The following is a 19,722-nucleotide window of genomic DNA, read 5'->3' as shown; positions in this document are numbered from 1 at the left end:
GTCACCTTACCGGCCCCGTAACAGGCCGGATAGAAGGCGGGTGGTTTATTCGCTACTCGGCCGCCGCCGACATATCGAGCTCGTGAAATTCACCGCGATAGGGCCGCGCCGTCGGCGGCAATTCGCGCTTGAGGAAATAATCCTCGTACCGCAGCTGCTTCAGCAGCACCGGCCAGACCTCGCGATAGGCATGCCACATGGACGGGTTCGCCGCCGGCAGGTCGTGCTTGATCAGCTCGTGCAGACTCGGCAGCGCATGGTAGGGCACCATCGGAAACATGTGATGCTCGACGTGGTAATTCATGTTCCAGTAGATGAAGCGGCTGACCGGGTTCATGTAGACGGTGCGCGTGTTCAGCCGGTGGTCGACGACATTGTCGGCCAACCCGATATGCTGGAGCAGGCCGGTCAGAACCATGTGCCAGCTGCCATAAAGACGCGGCAGGCCGATCAGCACCAGCGGCAGCCATGAACCCAGCGCGATCGCGAGGGCGATCGTCGCAACGTACACGGCGACATGCCAGCGCGCCGCCGTGATGGCCTTGCCCTGTTCGGTCTCAGGAATGTAGCTCTTTTCGCCGTCCGACAGCTTGCCCAACGCCTGGCGCGCCAGGATCGGCAGCGAATAACGGAAATCGAGAATGCCGGTGAAGGCAAGCGCCGCCTTGACCAGATTTGGCGGCCGCATTACCGCGATCTCGGCGTCACGGCCGACGATGATCGTGTCGGTGTGATGCCGCGCATGGCTCCAGCGCCATTGCACCGGATTGCGCACCACCATGAAGCTGGCGATTTCGTAGATCGCATCGTTCATCCAGCGTGTGCGGAAGGCGGTGCCATGGCCACATTCGTGCCAGCGCGAGTCGCTCGACGATCCATAGAGCACGCCATAGACGAGCAGGAACGGCACCACCCACCACGTGCCCCAGAACCAGATGATGCCGGCGGCCGAGCCCAGGATGGCTGCGATCCAGATGATGGTATCGCGGATCGCCGGCCCGTCGGAGCGCTGCATCAGTTCCTTCATTGCCTTGCGCGGCACGTCGGTGTGATACCACTCGGCCGAGGCCAGCCCGGTCTCGATCGCCCGGCGGGTGCTTTCGCCGACCAGGCCGTAATCGCGCTTTGTCTTGGCCGCCGTCGCCATCACCGTCTCGCCTACCTCAAAGCCCGTTGGCGCGGAACTTCCCGTCGAGGAATGTCTTTGCGCGCGGCACGTCGTCCTCGGTCAGATGCTCGATGATGACCGGGATGTTCGGGTGCTTTTCGCTGAGCCGCTTCAGATAGAGGTCGTAGTTGAGCGAGCCGAGACCGGGCGCCGGCAATTCGATCTCGCCGACGCCGCGGAAGGTCAGCCCCTCATGCGCATCCGCATCGCCGATATCGGCATGCTTTTCCGTCTTGTCGCTGCCGGAGCGTTTCACATCCTTGGCATGCGCGATCCGGATCTTGTCGGCCAGCGTGTCGAACACCTGGTTCAGCACCTGGTCCATGCGGTCGATATTGTGCGCCTCGAAATAGTTGGTCGGATCCATCAGCAGGCCGAGGCCTGGATGGTCGACCTGCGCGAACATTTTGACCGTCTCCTCGACCGAGCCGACGACATTGTTGACATAGGTTTCGAGCAGGAACACCGCGCCGTGGTCGTAAGCCGTCTGGGCAAGGTCCGAGATCACCTTGCGGCATTCCTCGAAGCCTTCCTCGGTCTTGTTTTTGGGATGATGCACCCAGTCGGATTCGGTGTTGTAGGTGCCGGTCTCCGAGATCACGTAGGGCGAGCCGAAGTCGCGCGCATTGCGGATGATTTCCTTGAGATAGCCGACGCGCTTCTCGCGCTCGGATTTGTCGGGATGAATGATGTTGGTGTAGCCGGAGATGCAGCAGACCGGCAGATTGTGGTCGCGAAACGTGTCGCGCACTGTCCTCGCCTTGTCCCCGGTGATCTGCCCGGCCGTGAGATCGACATCCCTGAAATGCATGTCGAGCTGCACCGTGTTGAAGCCGAGTGCACGGATGCGGCGGGCGGCCTCGGCGAGCTCATAGGGGAAATAGCCGGTGAATATACCTGCCTGCATCATGATGTGAACTCCTCCCTGTGAGCGATTCAGCCGCCACGCTATTCGGCGGCATGTTCAGTCGATCGATATCTCGGACAGTTTGACGGTGCGGCCTTGCGCCATCGAGCGGTAGCCGGCCTCGACCAGCGCCATCGTCTTGACGTTGTCGGCAACCGATAATGCCGGCGGCGCGCCTGTCTTTACCGCATGCTGCAATTGCTCCATCACGCCGATGAAGGCATGCGGGAACCACATCGCGTCCCAGCTCGGGCTGACCCACTTGCCATCCGTCGTCTCGGTCGAGGCATAGGTCAGCGTCGAGGCCACGCCTTTCGGCCAGCCGATCGTGCCTTTGGCGACACCGTTGNGTCTCGGTCGAGGCATAGGTCAGCGTCGAGGCCACGCCTTTCGGCCAGCCGATCGTGCCTTTGGCGACACCGTTGGTGCCGTCGACGCGCCAGTTGATGTGCTGGTCGTCCAGATAGCCCTCCTGACGTGGGCCGGACCAGACATCCTCCAGCGACACGGCGAGCACGCCGGAGGGAAAGCGCAGCGTCGAGACGGTGATTCCGTCGGTATGTTCGAATGTCGTGCGCGGGTCCTTGCGTGTCAGCGTGGTGATTTCCGAGGGATCGCCGAACAGGAAGCGCAGCACGTCGAGATGATGCACGCTCATATTGGCCAGCGTCAGCCGGTCGTAGTCCTGAAGGAAGGTCTGCCAGTGCGGGATCGCATGCATGTCGATCTGCGCAAAGACGATGTCGCCCAGCGCGCCGCNACTGGCCTTGGTGCGCGAAGCGATGGCGACGACTGGGAAACCGGCCTGCGCATAGGCGGCAAGATGGCATTCGGCCATGATCATGCCGGCGCCGATGCAACCGATCCGGTATTCGCTGGTGCGAACCCTCACATCCGGCTCGAAACCCTGGCCTGCCATCCATTCCTCCCTTGGACGACAGGATATAACGCCATGGCCGGCCCATCAGCCAAGGTCCGCTCCATCAATTCCCATCAGAACCATGCCGGGGTGACGGTGCGAACTAGTTTGCGGCAATCAGCACAGTGCTTTCCGGCGACCAGCTGAGCATTACATTCTGGCCCTCGGCCAGCCGGTCACTGCCGGTATTCTGGACGATGACTTTCAACGTCTGGCCGGCGCGCTCGACGAAATAGGTGCTGTTGTTGCCGGCGAAGATGCGCTTGGAGACTTGCCCCTTCAGCGTGTTGGCATTGCCGCTCGATGCCTCGGCATCGGTGGCGATGCGAATGCGTTCGGGGCGCACGGCGCAGCTGGCCTTTGTGCCGGCGGCAAGCCTGTCGCCTACGCCGGCAACGATCGCCGTGCCGTCAAGCAGGCGGATGCCGTCGCCGGTCGCATCGCCACGAAAAATGTTTGCGTCGCCAAGGAAGGTGGCGGCGAATTCGCTCTTCGGCCGGTCGTAGATTTCCTCCGGCGGCCCTTCCTGCACGAGCCTGCCGTCCCGCAATATGCCGATGCGGTCGCTCATCGTCAGCGCCTCTTCCTGGTCGTGGGTGACGAAGATGGTGGTGATGCCGATCTCGCGCTGGATGCGCTTCAGCTCGATCTGCATGTCGACGCGCAGCGCCTTGTCGAGCGCGCCGAGCGGCTCGTCGAGCAACAGCACGCGCGGCTTGGTGACGATGGCGCGCGCCAGCGCCACACGCTGGCGTTGGCCGCCGGAGAGCTGGTGCGGCCGGCGCTCGCCGAGCTTGCCGAGCTGAACCAGATCGAGCGCGCGCTGCACTTCGGTGGCGATCGTCGCTTTCGTTTCGCCGCGCACCGACAGGCCGAAGGCGACATTATCGGCGACGCTCATATTGGGAAACAGCGCATAGTTCTGGAACACCATGCCGATGCGCCGCTTTTCGACCGGCACCCGTTCGACGCTCTCGCCGCCAATGGCGATGCGGCCGGAGTCGGGAAAGTCGAAGCCGGCGATTTGCCTGAGCAGCGTGGTCTTGCCGCTGCCCGAGGGGCCAAGCAGCCCATAGAAACCGCCATCGGCGAAATCGATGGAGACGTGGTCCAGCGCCTTGTGCGCGCCAAAACTGCGGGAGACGTTCGATACCTGCACGCCGGCCATTATTTCTCTCCGCCGAATTTGAAGAAGCGCGCCGTGAACAGCATCAGCGCCATCGACACGACAATGATGATGGTCGAGACCGCGTTGATCTCGGGCGTGAACCCCTTGCGGATCGCGGCGTAGATTTCGACCGGCAGCGTCGTCTGCCCCGGCGTCGCCAGGAAGTAGGAGACGACAAACTGGTCGAACGACACGGCAAATGCGAACAAGCCGCCGGCAATGACGCCGGGCATGATCCACGGCAGCGTCACACGCGCGGTCACCTGCCACTGGTTGGCGCCGAGCGAGCGCGCCGCCTCTTCCAGCTCCGGTGCAAAAGTCTGCAGCCGGGCCGAGACGACGACGATGACATAGGGCAGCGCCAGCGCCACATGGCCGAGCAGGATGGCGAACAGGCCGCGGCCAATGCCGACGCCGAAGAAGAAGATCAGCATCGCCGTGCCGGTGATCAGCCACGGAATGGCGATTGGCGGAAACAGCAGCGCCTGCAGCACTTTCTTGCCGCGGAAATCATAGCGGAACAGCGCTAGCGAAGCGGCCGAGCCAAGCACCACTGAGATGAGCGTGGTGATGACCGCGATCTCGAGGCTGTTCCAGGTGGCCGCGATCAGCTGGTCGTTCTGCCAGAGCGAGGCATACCATTCCGTCGTCCATTCGAACGGCAATTGGTAGAAGGGCGAGACGTTGAACGACATCAGCGCCATGATGATGATCGGCAGATAGAGGAAGGCGAGCAGCAGTCCGATGTAGAAGCGGCCTAGTCCTTCGAGGATGCGGGTCGTCATCATCAAGCAGCCCTCCGCAGCACCGGCGAGGCAACCGCCAGGATCACCAGCACCACCGCCAGCAGGATGAAGGAAAGCGCCGCCCCCAGCGGCCAGTTGAAGACGGCGACGAACTGGTCCTCGATCACCGTGCCATAGAACGTGCCGGTGCGGCCGCCGAGAATGCGCGGCTCCATGAACGAGCCGACGACCGGCACGAAGATCAGTGCCGCACCTGCCACCAGGCCGGGCATAGACAGCGGGATGATCACCCGCTTCAGCACCTGCAGCCGCGAGGCGCCGAGCGAGCGCCCGGCCTCGATCAGCGAGTCGTCGATTGCCTGCAGCGTGAGATAGCAGGTCAGCACCATATAGGGCACGTAGGAGTGCACCAGGCCGATGATGATTGCGGGATAGGAATACATCAGGTCGATGTTGATCTTGAACGGCAGCACGGCGTTGAGCGCCGTGTCGAGGATGCCGCCCTCGCGCAGCACCATCGCCCAGGAGAAGATGCGCACCAGCCCGTTCGACCAGAACGGCAGGATGACCAGCAGGAAGATCGCCTCGCGGCTGCGCCCCTCCAGCACCTTGGCCAGCACATAGGCGGCGGGGTAGCCGATGACGACGCACCACAAAGTCACTTCGAGGCCGAGCCGCAGCGAAGCGAGCAGCAGCGTCAGGTACAGGCTCTGCGAGAAGAAGGCGGCGTAATTGCCAAGGGTCAAGGCCCACGGCTTTCCCGACAGCGGCAGGTCGGTCATGAAGGAGAAGAACACCATGGCCGAGAGCGGCAGGAAGATCGCCACCGTCAGCCAGAGATAGGCCGGCGCCAGCAGCGGCAGGGCCGATCTCAGCCCGCTGCGCGACGCGACCGCACCCTGTACCGCCATGATACCCTCCTCCCCAGGATTGAAGGGCCAGCCGGCGCCAACCGCCGGCTGGTCCGGACGTGAGCGTTACTTCACGTCGACTTTGAGCTGCTGCCACAGCGCCAGATAGGCCTCGCGCTGCGCGTCGGTGATCGGCGCCTGGAACTGGATGCGCTTGGCCACCTCGGGATCGCCCATCACCTTGCGGTTGAAGGAGTCTTCAGGCAGCGCTTCCACCGCCTTGGTGTTGGCCGACACCGGAGCGCCGACCTTGGTGACCCATTCGACATAGAATTTCGGATCGATCATCCAGTTGATGAAGGCCTGCGCACCTTCGACATTCTTCGAGCCCACCGGGATCGAGAACGCGTCGAGCCAGGCGACGGCGCCTTCCTGCGGAACGACCAGCGAGACCGGCAGCTTGAAGTGGGTCTTGGCGCGATCGGCCGAGCCGCTCCAATAGGTGCCGATGTCGATCTGGTTGGAGGCGACCATCTGGTTCCAGTCGTTCTCCGAACTCCAGAACGTCTTGATCTGCGGCATCAGCGAGGTCAGCTTCGCCTTGACCGCTTCCATATCCTTGATGTCGTTGATATTCTGACCGGTGGCGATGGCGCCGAACTGCACCGCTTCGACAGCGTCGTCGCGAATGACGACCCGGCCCTTATGCGCTGGGTCCCACATTTCGGCGATCGAGGTCGGTGGCTTGTCGAAGGACTTTTCGTTGATTGCCAGCGCCGTCAGGCCCCACACCCACGGCACGCCATAGACCTTGCCGTCATGGTCGAGCATCGGCGATTGCGCCTTGTCCTTGCTGATGTCGGCATAGTTCGGCAGCTTCGAGACATCGATCGGCTGGATCAGCTTTTCCGCCATCGCCTGATCGTTGAAGGCGGCGTTGATCATGACCACGTCATAGAGGCCCGGATTGGTGCGGATCTTGGTCAGCATTTCCTGTTCGGAATTGAAGAAGTCGTTGACGACCTTGTTGCTGGTCGCCTTTTCGAAGGCTTCGATCGCCCACGGCTCGTCAGCGCCGTAGCCCTTCCAGTTGAGCACATGCACTTCGGCGGCACTGGCGGCCAGCGTGAGCGCGGAGGTGATGACGGCGGTCGCCGTCAGCAGGGCAGTCAGTCTTGGCATGCGCATGTTCGTTCCTCTCTTGTTTGCCCGCTTGGCGGGTCAGGCTGTCTGATGGGCCTTCTGGTTCTGGCCCGGCTCGCCCGTGGCGGCCTGGCTCAGGAAAGTCTGGATCTCGCTGTCGGTCGGCGCCGATGAGCCGCCATGGCGGGTGACGGAAAGTGCTGCCGCCGCATTGGCATAGCGCGCCGCCTCGAAGGGATGCACGCCGCGCGAGAGTGCACTGACGAAACCGCCGATATGGGTGTCGCCGGCGCCATTGGTGTCGATGGCATCGACCTTGAAGCCGGCAATGGTCTGCGTCTCGCCATTGACCAACCTCACGAAACAGCCCTTGGCGCCGGCGCGGATAACGACGCCTTCGGCCTTTGGGCAGTGGTCGGCGAGCAGCCGGGCGGCGAGTGCCTCGACATCGCCTTGCCCAGCGATCTCGACCGCTTCCGTCATGTTGCAGCTCAGCCATGTCGTACGGGCAAGCACCCGCGAAAGGATGGGACGTGGGATATCCGCGATGACCGGCGTTGGATCGAAAACGAAGGGAATGTTTTCTGGCAGCGCCTCGATCCAGTCGGTCAGCGCGTCGCGGCTGCCGGAATAGCTCAGCGTATAGCCCGACGTGAACACCCAATCATCAGGCGCGACCACCACGGGCCTCATCATCTCGAGGCTGAGAAAGCTCTCCGCACCGGGCCACGACACGAAGGTGCGCTCGGCATCCCCGGAGATCATGGCGACGCAATTGCCGCTGTCCATGACCGGCGATGGCGACGTCAGCGTTATGATGCCTTCGGCCGCAAACGCGGCGCGCAAGAAATCGCCATTCGGTCCGCTGCCGAGCTGGCCGCCGAACACAACCGTCATGCCGGTGCGGCTGGCCGCGACCATCATGTTGAAGCCGCCGGCGGCGACCTGCGCAAAGCTCGACGCGGTCTTCTCGCAGCCCGGCGCCGGCAAGGCGTCGATGCGGTAGACATAGTCGACGACGGCGCTGCCGATATGGACCAGACGCCCACTCATGCCGCGGCATCCTTGCTGGCCTTTGCCGTGCGCGCCGCGACGAGGTCTTCGGCAAGCGAGCGCACCTCCCCCATATCTATGCCGACGAGCCCGGCAATGTGTTGTTGCGGCAGTTGCGAAAAGCCGACGCAGGCGCCGGCCATGCCTGAGGCAATCGCGCCGATCGTGTCGGTGTCGCCGCCGAGATTGGCGCTGATGATTGCCGCTTGCCAGGGATCGCCCTGCGCGACTTCAAGCACGGCGAAAGCTGCCGGCACGGACTCCTGGCTGGCCACACCGGTGCCGACGAGATCGGTGATGAGCCCGATCGCATCCCGCGTGGTCTTGCCGCGCACGAGCTCCTGCGCCCAGGCGATACGCGCGGCGANACCGGTGCCGACGAGATCGGTGATGAGCCCGATCGCATCCCGCGTGGTCTTGCCGCGCACGAGCTCCTGCGCCCAGGCGATACGCGCGGCGATATCGCCACCAGTCACCCAATGTCCGAGCCTGGCGCCTCGCCGCGCGGCTGCTACCGCGCTGTCGGAAGCGGCACGCCAGTCGCCGCCGGCGACGCCACGGCTGACGGCGGCGGCGACGGCGGCAGCCGTGGCAATGGCGATCGAGGTGTTGTGCGTCGCGCGGCAGGTCTCCGCCACCTTGGCGATAAAAGCGTCGAGCGGTTCCAGCGGCATCATGATGCCGACCGGCGCGATGCGCATGGCCGCGCCATTGGTGTCGCCCCGGCTTCCCGCCTCTTCCGCCGGCACGCCGTCATTGATGGCGTCGATGGCGCGCTTGGTCGATGGTCCCAGCAGGTCATAGCTGCCGCGCGCCTTGACCTCGCGCTCCCAGTCGAGCAGTGCGTTCACCCAGCGCGCATGATCGAAGCGGTCGCCGGACTCGACGAGAATGCGACCAAGCAGCAGCGCCTGTTCGGTATCGTCGGTGATGGTGCCGGCAACGAGCCCCTTCGACACCGGATGATCGGCAAACGGCGCCACGAAATCCTCGACATGGCCGTATAGCTCGGCGATCCGCGCCGGCGACAGAAGCTGCGTCGGCATGCCCAGCGCATCACCGAGCGCCCCACCGACAAGCGCGCCCATGGCGCGATCGAGCGTGTCGTTGGTTCTGTCCGGCATCGCTCAAAACCTCATATGCAGCGCGAAATGCGCCGGGTTGAGCAGGCTGGTGACATATTCGATCGGCCGGTCGTCGGCCGCACGCGTCAGCCGGCGTCCGCGCAGGAACGGCGTGCCTTGCGGGCAGCCGAGAATGGCGGCGTCTTCGGCATTCAGCATCTCGATGCCGACCCATTCCTCGCCATGGTCTGGGATGAGGCCGGCGCCGCGCAGCGTCTGGTGCAGCGAGCCTTCGCGCAGACCACGCAGCGGCACGTCCTCCAGTTCGGGCGACAGCGGCAGGCGGCTGCGTTCGATGGAGATCGCATGGCCGTCGCTGGCATTGGTGCGCACCCGGTCGACGGCGATGAAGAACGGGCTTTCGATGCCAAGCAGCGCGGCAAGATCGGCATCCTCGATCACTTCAAGCCGCAGCGTCCGCGTCTCGGCATTGGCGCCGGCATTGGCCAGCGCCCGCGACCAGCCAATGCTGTCATCGACCGGCTTGCCGTCGAAAGTGACGAAGGAGCCGATGCCGACCTTGGTCGTGATCAGCCCACGGCTGGACAACTCCTCGAGGCCCTTGCGGATCGTGTTGCGGCTGACGGAAAAGCGCTGGACGAGTTCGTTCTCGCTTTGCAGGCGGTCGCCGAAGCCAAGCACGCCGGAGCGGATCTCATGTTCGAGAACGGTGGCGATCTGCTCGGGCTTGCCCGTGCCGGGAGAAAGTTGAACCGCGCGCCGCTTCATATGGGTACCTGTTCAGTAAACCTGTATAGTCCTGTTCAATATTGGAGTTGAAGGGCGACGTCAACGATATATTTGGATTCACGCATATGCGTTGTGCTCAGGAGGTGCCCCGGGCATCGTTTGTTCGCATGGCGACGCTAACCGCGCAGGGCGTCCCGTCTCCGAGACAGAGCGGGGGCAGCGCTTCCCTCAGGCGATTAGCCTTGCGCTCACACGAAGAAAAATTCCTCAATCCGTTGCTTGGCCGTCCGCAGCGCTGGCAGGATATCCCGCTCCATCGCCTCGACGGAGAACCGCGCCGACTGCGTCGAGACGTTGATCGCCGCCACGGTCTTGCCGGCGCGGTCATAGATCGGCACCGCTATCGAGCGCAGGCCAAGTTCCAGCTCTTCATCGACGACGGCAAAGCCATCCGCCCTCGCCGCGTCGATGGCCTTGGCCAGCGCGGCGCGGCTGGTGATCGTCTTCGGCGTGCGCCGTTCGATCCTCGCCTCTGCAAGCAAGGCCTTCAGCTCATCCGCGCCCAGCCCCGCAAGCAGGACGCGCCCCATCGAGGTGCAATGCGCCGGCAGCCTGGTGCCGACATCGAGCGAAACGCTGAGGATGCGGCGGCCAGGAATGCGCGCGACATAGACGACTTCCTCGCCCGACAGCACCGCCGCGTTACAGGCCTCGTCGAATTGGCCCGCGACGTCGCGCATGATGGATGCCGCGAATGTCCACAGCGAGGCGCCGCCGAGCCAAGAGCGCACGATGGCGAGCAGGCGCGGCGACAGCGAAAACTGCCGGCCGGATTGCGTGGCATAGCCGGTGGCGGTCAGCGTCAGCAGGAAGCGACGCGCGCCGGCGCGGGTCAGCCCCGCCTCCTCCGCCATTTCGGTCAGCGTCATCCCGGCCGGATGCCGGGCCAGTATCTCCATGACTTCAAGGCCGCGCTCCAGCGAGCCGACATGGTCGCGCGTCTTTGCCTTGTCCTCCATGCGGCCTCCGCAAGACAATGCGCCGCCTTGACTCGTCTCGGCGGCGCGATGTAAAAATATCTCATACAAAACAAATGTTCGCAATACGAACTTTTTGAACTTCGGAGTTCTTGGCGATGGTCAATTTCCTGCCGCTCAAACAGGCCGTGGCGGAGAACCTGCATGATGGCGATACGGTGGCCTTCGAAGGCTTCACGCATCTGATCCCGACGGCGGCGGCGCATGAGGCCATCCGCCAGGGCTTTCGCGACCTGACGCTCATCCGCATGACCCCCGACCTGATCTACGACCAGATGATCGGCATGGGCATGGCCAAGAAGATCATCTTCTCCTATGTCGGCAATCCCGGCGTCGGCCTGCTGCGCCGCGCCCGCGACGCCATCGAGAACGGCTTCCCCCGGTCGATCGAGATCGAGGAGCACAGCCATGCCGGCATGGCCAACGCCTACGAGGCGGGAGCTGCCGGCCTGCCTTGCGCGGTGTTCCGCGGCTATCGCGGCGCCGGGCTGGCGGCAGTCAATCCCAACATCCGCTCGGTCACCTGCCCGTTCACCGGCGAGGTGCTTGCCGCCGTTCCTTCCATCCGACCGGACGTGACCTTCATCCACTCTCAGAAGGCCGACAAAAAAGGCAATGTGCTGGTCGAAGGCATTATCGGCATCCAGAAGGAAGCGGTGCTCGCGGCCAAGCGCGCCGTGGTGACGGTAGAGGAAGTCGTCGACAATTTCGACGACCTGCATCCCAACCTCACCGTGCTGCCGCGCTGGACCATCGCTGCGATCTCGGTGGTATCAGGCGGTTCGCATCCCTCCTACACGCACGGCTACTATGCCAGGGACAACGCCGCCTATCTCGAATGGGACGACATCGCCGCCGACCGTGAAAAATTCCAGACCTGGATGCAGGCCAATGTCCTCGAGCGCACGGCGGACGATTTCGCCGGCCGCGTAAAGCATCTGAGGAGCGCGGCATGAGCGGCTTTACTCCCAATGAGATGATGACGATTGCCGCCAGCCGAGCCCTGAAAAACGACGATGTCTGCTTCGTCGGCATTGGCGCGCCGTCGGCCGCCTGCAACGTCGCGCGACTGACGCATGCGCCCGACATCACGCTGATCTATGAAAGCGGCACCATCGGCACCGCGCCCGATGTTTTGCCGCTGTCGATCGGTGACGGCGAACTTTGCGACACCGCCGTCACGACCGTCTCGGTGCCGGAGATGTTTCGTTACTGGCTGCAGGGCGGCCGCATTTCGATCGGTTTCCTCGGTGCCGCCCAGCTCGACAAGTTCGGCAACATCAACACCACTATCATCGGCGACTATGGACACCCCAAGACCCGCCTGCCCGGCGGCGGCGGCGCGCCGGAGATCGCCACCTCGTCGAAGGAAGTCTACATCACCATGGCGCAGACCAAGCGCGGCATGGTCGAGAAGATCGACTTCTTCACCTCCTTCGGCCATGGCGATGGCGGCGACCATCGCCAGCGCCTCGGCATCGAGACATCAGGGCCGACGCTGCTGATCACCGACCTTGCCATCTGGAAGCCCGACCCGATGAGCAAGGAATTCACCGTGGTGTCGCTGCATCCCGGCGTGACGCGGCAGCAGGTGCAGGACAGCTGCGGCTGGATCGTAAAGTTCGCCGAGGCGCTTGACGAAACGCCGGCGCCGACGGAACTCGAGCTGACGACATTGCGTGACCTGCAGGCCCGCACCAAGGCGGCGCATGAGGGAAGCGGAAAAGAAAAGGCTGCATGACATGACCGAGGCATTCATCTGCGATTACATCCGCACCCCGATCGGCCGTTTCGGCGGCTCGCTGTCGTCGGTGCGGGCCGACGATCTCGGCGCCATTCCGCTGAAGGCGCTGGTCGAGCGCAATTCCGGCATCGACTGGCAGGCCATCGACGACGTCGTCTATGGCTGCGCCAACCAGGCCGGCGAGGACAATCGCAATGTCGCGCGCATGTCGCTCCTGCTCGCCGGATTGCCGCAGGAAGTGTCAGGCTCGACCGTCAATCGCCTCTGCGGTTCCGGCATGGATGCGCTCACCATAGCCGCCCGCGCCATCAAGGCAGGCGAGGCCGAGTTGATGATTGCCGGCGGCGTCGAATCGATGAGCCGCGCCCCCTTCGTCATGCCCAAGGCCGAGACCGCCTTTTCGCGCCATGCCGAGATCCACGACACCACCATCGGCTGGCGTTTCATCAACCCGCTGATGAAGAAACAATATGGCGTCGATTCCATGCCGGAGACCGGCGAGAACGTCGCCGAGGATTTTTCAGTGTCGCGCACCGACCAGGATGCCTTTGCCGTGCGCAGCCAGGACAAGGCCGTCGCGGCACAGGCCAATGGCCGGCTGGCGAAGGAGATCACCCCGGTGACGATCCCGCAGAAAAAGGGCGATGCGATTATCGTATCGAAGGATGAGCATCCCCGTGCCGGCACCACGGTCGAGTCGCTGGCCAAATTGCCGACGCCGTTCCGCCAGGGCGGCACCGTCACCGCCGGCAACGCATCGGGCGTCAACGATGGCGCGGCGGCGCTGATCATCGCCTCCGAAGCGGCTGTGAAAAAACACGGCCTGACGCCGATCGCCCGCATCCTCGGCGGCGCTGCCGCCGGCGTGGCGCCGCGCATCATGGGCATCGGCCCTGCCCCGGCGACACAAAAGCTCTGCGCTCGCCTCGGCCTGACACCGCACCAATTCGATGTCATCGAACTCAACGAAGCCTTCGCCTCCCAAGGCATCGCCGTGCTCCGCCAACTCGGCATCGCCGAGGATGCGGAGCACGTCAACCCCAATGGCGGCGCCATCGCGCTTGGTCATCCCTTGGGCATGTCGGGCGCGCGCGTTGCAGGCACGGCTGCGCTGGAGCTTCGCGAGCGCAGCGCCCGCTATGCGCTGGCCACCATGTGCATCGGCGTCGGCCAGGGCATCGCGGTGGCGCTCGAACGGGTTTGAGTTTGCACCGCCCTTAATAGGGCAAACCGACATAGTTTTCAGCCATCGCGGTCGACGCCGCTTGCGAATGAACGAGATAGTCGAGCTCGGCTTCCTGGATGCGTTGGCCGAACTCGCCCGTATCAGGAAAGCGGTGCAGCATCGTCGTCATCCACCAGGAGAAGCGTACCGCCTTCCAGACCCGCGCCAGCGCCTTGGCCGAATAGGCGTCAAGCCCGTTTGGTGATTTGTCCAGATAGAATTCGCGAAGCCCGGCAAAGAGATAGCGCACGTCGCTGGCGGCAAGGTTGAGCCCCTTGGCGCCCGTCGGCGGCACGATATGGGCGGCGTCGCCGACCAGGAACAGCCGGCCGAAGCGCATCGGCTCGGCGACGAAGGAGCGCAGCGGCGCAATCGATTTTTCGAAGGACGGGCCGGTAACGACCGCGGCTGCGGTCTGTTCCGGCAGGCGACTGCGCAATTCGTCCCAGAAGCGACCGTCGCTCCAGGACTCGACCTGTTCGTCAGCGGGGACCTGCACATAGTAGCGGCTGCGATGCGTCGACCGCATCGAGCACAGCGCAAAGCCCCGCTCATGGTTGGCGTAGACCAGTTCGTGATCGGCCGGCGGCACTTCGGCCAGCATGCCGAGCCAGCCGAAGGGATAGGTCCGCTCGAAGGTTTTCAGCGCCCGCCCAGGCGCCGATTTGCGGCTGACGCCGTGATAGCCATCGCAGCCGGCGATGAAGTCGCAGTCGATGCGATGGCTGACGCCGTCCTTGCTATAGGTGACGTAAGGCGCTTCGCCATCGAAACCATGCAGCGCGACGTTGGCCGCCTCATAGACGGTGGTCAGCCCGGCCGCCTCGCGCTTGTCCATCAGATCGTGCGTCACTTCGGTCTGACCATAGACGGTGACATGCTTGCCGCCGGTCAGTGCCGTGAGGTCGAGCCGGTGCAGGCCGCCGCCGAACGCAAGCGAGATGCCGGCATGCAGTAGGCCCTCGGCATGCAGCCTTGCAGCTGCGCCCGCCTCTTCCAGCAACTCGACGGTGCCTTGTTCGAGCACCCCTGCCCGTACCCGGCCAAGCACATGCTCCCGGCTCGAACGATCGAGGATCACCGTCTCGACGCCGATGGTGCCGAGAAGCTGGCCAAGCAGCAGCCCGGACGGTCCGGAGCCGACAATGACAATCTGGGTGCGCATCAGTGTCCCAGGCTTTCGATCTGTCCGGCGAGTTCGGCGGCAAGCCGCAAGGCGGCCGCGGTCGCAACCGCCATTTGCGGCAAGAGCAGCCATTCCAGCGTCCAGGCCGCGCCCGAGCGCTCCTGCTCATGCACCAGCGCCTGGTGCATGCCGGAAAGCTGCGTGGCGTTGAAGCGGGCCAGCGCCACCAGCGCTTCGGCCTTGACCGGATTCTGCTTGTGCGGCATGGCCGATGAGCCGCCACCGCCGGATAGTTTGATGTCGGTTCCACCTTGCGCCATCAGCGCAACGTCCTGGCCGAACTTGCCGAGACTGCCGGTGATGAGCGATAGCAGCCCGGCGAATTCGGCCAGCGCATCGCGCTGGTTGTGCCATTGCGGCGCATCGCCAAGGCCAAGCTTTGCGGCAAGGGCGGCGCGCACTGCGGGGCCTTTGTCGCCGAGCTTTTCCAGCGTGCCGGCGGCGCCGCCGAATTGCACTACCAGCAGACCCTTGGATTGCTCCGAGAGTCTCTGCTGATGCCGTTGCAGCGGCGTGCGCCACACCGCCACGCGGTCCGACGCCTGAATTGGGATCGCCGGCTGCATGCGCGTAATCGCTGTCAATGCACGGCTGCCAAAACGTTCTTCCAGCCCCACCAGCCGCAAAATGTTCTCAGTCAGCAGCAGGTCGAGATGTTCAATGAGCCGGCGCAGCCGAAGAACCAGGCCAGTGTCGATGACGTCCTGGCTGGTTGCGCCGAAATGCACGCCGGCGTCGTGCGGCGCGCCGACCGCTGCCTTCAACTGGCGCACCAGTTCGGGCACGATCACGCCATCCTTCGCCACACCGGCCCGCAGCCGCGCGGTGTCCGGCTTGTATGACAACAGGACAGGTATAATCGCCGCGGCGGCATCCGTGCCGATAATCCCGCTTTCGGCTTCCGCTTGCGCCAGCGCGCGCTCGAAATCGAGCATGGCGGCGATTTCCCCATCCACCGAAAAATGCCGAGCCGCCTCCTCGTCGCCGAGCAGGCCGGAAAGCAGCGGATGGTCGAAGGGCGATACGGTCATGTCATTGGTTTCCTGACCGTCAGCTGTCGAAGAAGACCGTTTCCTTCTCCCCTTGGAGATGGACGTCGAAAATATAGTCGTCGCCTTGCCGCTCGGCGATCAGCGTCGGCACGCGCACCTTGTGCTCGATGCGGGCCAGGATCGGATCCTCGGCATTGGCCTTGGCCTCGTCGGAGAAATAGAGCCGCGTGTGGAGGCCGATATTGATGCCGCGGGCGACGATCCACAGGCTGATATGCGGCGCCATCAGCCGGCCGTCGCCATACGGCACGCGTCCCGGCTTGATCGTCTGAAAACTGCACAGGCCGGTTTCCATGTCGGTCGGCTGACGGCCCCAGCCCTGAAAATCCGGATCGGCATCGCCGCGCAATTCGGCCGGCGAATTGTAGAAGCCATTGGCATCCGCTTGCCAGATCTCGATCAACGCATCCCTGAGCGGCGTGCCGGTGCCGTCGAGCACGCGAATGCGCAAACCGATGCGGTCGCCCTTGGCGTTGTCGTTGAGCATCGTGGCGCCCAGGTCTGTCGGGTAGACGCCGCCGATACCGCCGAAATTCGGCGTCAGCCCGATATGCACGTAGGGCCCGGCGGTCTGCGACGGGCTCTCCTTCAGCCGGGTCAGCGATTGCGCCATCAATTGCCCTCCGGACGGTTTTCGAACAGCGAGGCGCGGCGTCCGCGCAACACGATGTCGAACTTGTAGGCGCGCGCGTCGAACGGGATCGTCGCCTGCATGTCGAGCGCCGCTACCAGCGTCTCGATCGCCGCCCTGTCGCGGATACCGCGCACGATCGGGCACCGCCAGATCAGCGGGTCGCCCTCGAAATACATCTGGGTGATCAGCCGCTGTGCGAAGCCGTGGCCGAACACCGAGAAATGGATGTGCGACGGCCGCCAGTCATTGGGCCCGTTCGGCCAGGGATAGGGACCTGGCTTCACCGTGCGAAAGGCATAACCGCCATCGGCATCGGTGATGGTGCGGCCGCAGCCGCCGAAATTCGGATCGAGCGGCGCGAGATAGCCGTCCTTCTTGTGGCGGTAGCGGCCGCCCGCATTGGCCTGCCAGAATTCGAGCAGCGCGCCGGAGACGCCCTGGCCGCGCTCGTCGAGCACGCGGCCATAGACGATGATACGCTCGCCGATGGCGCTCTCGCCGGACTTTGCAAAATTGTGGATCAGGTCATTGTCGAGTTCGCCCAGCACGGCGTGGCCGAACACCGGACCGGTGATCTCCGACGCCGTGTTGTCGAAGGCCAGCAGCGCCTTCTGCGGCGAGCGCAGCACCGAAGTCTTGTAGTCGGGCGTCAGCGCCGGCGGGTGCCAGCCGCGGTCGCGCTGGAAGAAGGCGCCGGTCTCGGGCCTGCGGTTCGAGCCGGCATCAGCTGGCATGGCCAGCCCTGCTTCCGTCCATTTCCGAAAACACCTCCTTGGCGATCCTGAAGGCGCGGTTGGCGGCCGGCACGCCGGCATAGATCGCGACATGCAGGAACGCTTCGCAGATATCATCGCGCGACGCACCGGTGTTGGCGGTGGCGCGCACATGCATGGCGACCTCTTCATCATGGCCAAGGGCGGCCAGCAGTGCCAGCGTCACGATCGAGCGTTCGCGCCTGCTGAAGCCCGGACGCGCCCACACAGTGCCCCAGGCTGCCTCGGTGATCAGCTCCTGGAACGGCCGGTCGAAATCGGTGACGGCATCCTCGCTGCGATCGACATGAGGGTCGCCGAGCACCGAGCGCCTGACGGTCAGCCCGGTTCGGTATCTGGTTTCGTTTTTGGGCAGTTCATCCATGGGTCTGCTTTCTCAGGGGAAGCGCCGCGACGAAATCGCGGATCAGGGTGGTCAGCGCCTCGGGCTGTTCGACGCAAGGGATGTGCGCGGCGTCACGAATGATTTCGAAATGTGCGCCTGGGATCAGATCGGCCAGCCAGCGGACGAGATCCGGCGGCGTCGAGCCGTCCTGGTCGCCAACGACGCAAAGCGTGGGCACCGCGATCGCCTGCGCAGCCTCGGTAAAATCGGCATCGCGCACCGCGGCGCAGGTGCCGACATAGCCGGCGACGGCTTGCCGGGTCATCATGTTCCAGTAGCCGTCGAGCTCGGCGACACGGTCCGCGTGGAAGGCAGGCGTAAACCACATTTTGAGCACGGCATCGGCGATGGCCTGGATGCCTTTGCTTTCGACCGTTTCGATGCGGGTGTTCCAGCTGTCGGCCGTGCCGATCTTGTGGGCGGTGTCGCACAGGATGAGGCCGTCGACGATTTCGGGGCGCCGGGCATAAAACCCTTGCGCAATCAGGCCGCCCACCGACAGGCCGCACAGCACCGCATTGTTCAGTTCGAAATGATCGATCAGGCCCGACAGATCATCGACATGCTCGTCGATCGAGCTGACGCCACCAATGTCGGACAGGCCATGGCCGCGCTTGTCGTAGACCAACGCAGGCATTTCACCACCCAGTTCGGACAACACCTCGTCCCAGATGCGGAAGTCGGTGCCCAGCGAATTGATGAACACGATCGGCCGCGCATTTCCCTTCGCCTTGATATGGCGATGGTGCAGCGTGATGCCGCCAATGTTGACGAATGGCACGATTTCGATCCTCCGTGTTCACATTGCACAAGGCATTTGGTTTGGTAAAATGATATTTTACGCCGTTTCATTAACTGCTAGGTTATGAGAACATGTCCGAAAGCCGCATAAGGTTCCGTCACCTGCAGGCATTCCTTGAGGTAGCGCGGCAAGGCAGCGTGGCGAGGGCGGCCGACTTTCTCCATGTCAGCCCACCGGCCGTGACCAAGACGCTGCGCGAACTGGAGGAGGCGCTTGGCATCGCTGTCGTCGAACGCGACGGCCGCGGCATCAGGGTGACGCGGCTTGGCGAAATCTTTCTCGGCCATGCCGGCACGGCGATCACGGCACTGAAGCGCGGCGTCGATTCCGTCCGCCAGGACGGCGCCATCAACCGGCATCCGATCCGCATCGGGGCGCTCCCGACAGTGTCGGCCAAGGTGATGCCACGCGCCATAAGCCTGTTCCTGAGTGAAAATACCGGTGCTGCGATCAAGATCGTCACCGGCGAGAACGCGGTCCTGCTCGAACAGTTGCGCGTCGGTGCGCTCGATCTCGTCGTCGGCCGGCTTGCGGCGCCGGAAAACATGACCGGCTTCTTCTTCGAGCATCTCTATTCCGAACCGGTGCTGTTCGTGGTGAGGGCCGGCCATCCGCTGCTGCAGCCGGGCCAGGACATCTTCGCCCGGCTCGATGAATTCCCGGTGCTGATGCCGACGCGGGAATCGGTCATCCGCCCGTTCGTCGACCGCCTGTTCATCACCAACGGCATGACGGCGCCGGCGACCGAGATCGAGACGGTCTCGGATTCCTTCGGCCGTGCCTTCTTGCGCCAAAGCAATGCGGTCTGGATCATCTCGACAGGCGTCGTCGCCAACGAAATCTCCAGCGGCGCCTTCGTCGCTTTGCCCGTCAACACCGAGGAAACCAAAGGGCCGGTCGGCCTGACGATGCGCACCGACACTGCGCCTTCGCCGGCCTTCACCATCCTGCTGCAGACCATTCGCGAGGCGGCCAGCCAGAACGCCTGATCACCGTTCGCCAATCTGGCGCAGAGCGGGCCTTCAGCCGTATTTCCGTAACCTGTTGGTTAACGAAACACCGCAAAATATCATTTTACCAAACCAAACACCTAGGGCACTGTGACGATGGGAGGA

General features: G+C 63.9%; 20 protein-coding genes and 1 pseudogene. 4 read left to right on the top strand and 17 right to left on the bottom strand.

Annotated elements, in window-relative coordinates:
- Positions 1 to 52 precede the first annotated feature (52 nt).
- The 11 genes and pseudogenes from X726_RS163105 to X726_RS163150 form a co-directional block, all read right to left on the bottom strand.
- A complete protein-coding gene (locus X726_RS163105) occupies positions 53 to 1,147 on the bottom strand; it encodes a fatty acid desaturase family protein (RefSeq protein ID WP_023668171.1) in 1,095 nt (364 codons plus the stop codon).
- Positions 1,148 to 1,163: 16 nt separating this feature from the next.
- Positions 1,164 to 2,078, bottom strand: a complete 915-nt coding sequence (locus tag X726_RS163110; RefSeq protein ID WP_023668170.1) for a sugar phosphate isomerase/epimerase — start codon at positions 2,076 to 2,078, stop codon at positions 1,164 to 1,166.
- Positions 2,079 to 2,132: 54 nt separating this feature from the next.
- Positions 2,133 to 2,994 (bottom strand): annotated as a pseudogene (locus tag X726_RS26220) (Gfo/Idh/MocA family oxidoreductase).
- 103 nt (positions 2,995 to 3,097) lie between these two features.
- A complete protein-coding gene (locus X726_RS163115; RefSeq protein WP_023668168.1) occupies positions 3,098 to 4,162 on the bottom strand; it encodes an ABC transporter ATP-binding protein in 1,065 nt (354 codons plus the stop codon).
- Positions 4,162 to 4,950: an ABC transporter permease gene (locus tag X726_RS163120; RefSeq protein WP_023668167.1), complete on the bottom strand. Its 789-nt coding sequence runs from the start codon at positions 4,948 to 4,950 to the stop codon at positions 4,162 to 4,164. The genes X726_RS163115 and X726_RS163120 overlap by 1 nt, the downstream gene beginning before the upstream one ends.
- Positions 4,950 to 5,819, bottom strand: a complete 870-nt coding sequence (locus X726_RS163125) for an ABC transporter permease (RefSeq protein WP_023668166.1) — start codon at positions 5,817 to 5,819, stop codon at positions 4,950 to 4,952. Before X726_RS163125 ends, X726_RS163120 begins: the two co-directional genes overlap by 1 nt.
- Positions 5,820 to 5,885: 66 nt before the next feature.
- Positions 5,886 to 6,947, bottom strand: coding sequence for an ABC transporter substrate-binding protein (locus X726_RS163130; RefSeq protein ID WP_023668165.1), 1,062 nt, complete (start codon positions 6,945 to 6,947; stop codon positions 5,886 to 5,888).
- A 33-nt stretch (positions 6,948 to 6,980) separates the two neighbouring features.
- Positions 6,981 to 7,955, bottom strand: a complete 975-nt coding sequence (locus tag X726_RS163135; protein ID WP_023668164.1) for a PfkB family carbohydrate kinase — start codon at positions 7,953 to 7,955, stop codon at positions 6,981 to 6,983.
- On the bottom strand, positions 7,952 to 9,079 hold the full coding sequence (locus X726_RS163140) for an ADP-ribosylglycohydrolase family protein (RefSeq protein ID WP_023668163.1): 1,128 nt from the start codon (positions 9,077 to 9,079) through the stop codon (positions 7,952 to 7,954). The genes X726_RS163135 and X726_RS163140 overlap by 4 nt, the downstream gene beginning before the upstream one ends.
- A 3-nt stretch (positions 9,080 to 9,082) precedes the next feature.
- Positions 9,083 to 9,808, bottom strand: coding sequence for a GntR family transcriptional regulator (locus tag X726_RS163145; RefSeq protein WP_023668162.1), 726 nt, complete (start codon positions 9,806 to 9,808; stop codon positions 9,083 to 9,085).
- A gap of 209 nt (positions 9,809 to 10,017) precedes the next feature.
- Positions 10,018 to 10,788 (bottom strand): IclR family transcriptional regulator C-terminal domain-containing protein, encoded by a 771-nt coding sequence (locus X726_RS163150; RefSeq protein WP_023668161.1) that lies wholly within the window; start codon positions 10,786 to 10,788, stop codon positions 10,018 to 10,020.
- 116 nt (positions 10,789 to 10,904) lie between these two features.
- Between X726_RS163150 and X726_RS163155 the strand changes: the two genes are divergently transcribed.
- From X726_RS163155 to pcaF, 3 genes are read left to right on the top strand one after another with little or no spacing between them, the layout of a single operon-like run.
- Positions 10,905 to 11,762, top strand: a complete 858-nt coding sequence (locus X726_RS163155; RefSeq protein ID WP_023668160.1) for a CoA transferase subunit A — start codon at positions 10,905 to 10,907, stop codon at positions 11,760 to 11,762.
- Entirely contained in the window at positions 11,759 to 12,547 is a 789-nt protein-coding gene (locus X726_RS163160; protein ID WP_023668159.1) for a CoA-transferase subunit beta, read from the top strand. Before X726_RS163155 ends, X726_RS163160 begins: the two co-directional genes overlap by 4 nt.
- Before the next feature lies 1 nt (position 12,548).
- The gene (pcaF, locus tag X726_RS163165) at positions 12,549 to 13,754 is read left to right on the top strand and encodes a 3-oxoadipyl-CoA thiolase (RefSeq protein ID WP_031214636.1); all 1,206 of its coding nucleotides are present in this window, start codon (positions 12,549 to 12,551) and stop codon (positions 13,752 to 13,754) included.
- 13 nt (positions 13,755 to 13,767) lie between these two features.
- Here the strand turns inward: pcaF and pobA are convergent, their stop codons facing one another.
- Genes pobA through pcaD form a run of 6 tightly spaced genes read right to left on the bottom strand, consistent with a single transcriptional unit; the run spans position 13,768 to position 18,586 of the window.
- Positions 13,768 to 14,940, bottom strand: coding sequence for a 4-hydroxybenzoate 3-monooxygenase (gene pobA, locus X726_RS163170; RefSeq protein ID WP_023668157.1), 1,173 nt, complete (start codon positions 14,938 to 14,940; stop codon positions 13,768 to 13,770).
- On the bottom strand, positions 14,940 to 15,992 hold the full coding sequence (locus X726_RS163175; protein WP_023668156.1) for a 3-carboxy-cis,cis-muconate cycloisomerase: 1,053 nt from the start codon (positions 15,990 to 15,992) through the stop codon (positions 14,940 to 14,942). The genes pobA and X726_RS163175 overlap by 1 nt, the downstream gene beginning before the upstream one ends.
- Before the next feature lie 19 nt (positions 15,993 to 16,011).
- Positions 16,012 to 16,626 (bottom strand): protocatechuate 3,4-dioxygenase subunit alpha, encoded by a 615-nt coding sequence (gene pcaG / locus X726_RS163180; RefSeq protein WP_023668155.1) that lies wholly within the window; start codon positions 16,624 to 16,626, stop codon positions 16,012 to 16,014.
- A complete protein-coding gene (gene pcaH, locus X726_RS163185) occupies positions 16,626 to 17,381 on the bottom strand; it encodes a protocatechuate 3,4-dioxygenase subunit beta (RefSeq protein ID WP_023668154.1) in 756 nt (251 codons plus the stop codon). Before pcaH ends, pcaG begins: the two co-directional genes overlap by 1 nt.
- Positions 17,371 to 17,784 carry a 4-carboxymuconolactone decarboxylase gene (gene pcaC / locus X726_RS163190; RefSeq protein WP_023668153.1) on the bottom strand — a complete coding sequence of 138 codons (414 nt, stop codon included), beginning with the start codon at positions 17,782 to 17,784 and terminating at the stop codon, positions 17,371 to 17,373. The genes pcaH and pcaC overlap by 11 nt, the downstream gene beginning before the upstream one ends.
- Complete coding sequence (pcaD, locus tag X726_RS163195) at positions 17,777 to 18,586, bottom strand: 3-oxoadipate enol-lactonase (protein WP_023668152.1); 810 nt, start codon at positions 18,584 to 18,586, stop codon at positions 17,777 to 17,779. Before pcaD ends, pcaC begins: the two co-directional genes overlap by 8 nt.
- A 92-nt stretch (positions 18,587 to 18,678) precedes the next feature.
- Between pcaD and pcaQ the strand changes: the two genes are divergently transcribed.
- Positions 18,679 to 19,596 (top strand): pca operon transcription factor PcaQ, encoded by a 918-nt coding sequence (gene pcaQ / locus X726_RS163200; protein ID WP_023668151.1) that lies wholly within the window; start codon positions 18,679 to 18,681, stop codon positions 19,594 to 19,596.
- Positions 19,597 to 19,722 lie beyond the last annotated feature (126 nt).

The sequence above is a fragment of the Mesorhizobium sp. LSJC285A00 genome (assembly GCF_000503155.1).
In the GTDB taxonomy this organism is placed as follows: Bacteria; Pseudomonadota; Alphaproteobacteria; order Rhizobiales; family Rhizobiaceae; genus Mesorhizobium.
This window is presented reverse-complemented; position numbering and strand designations above follow the sequence as displayed.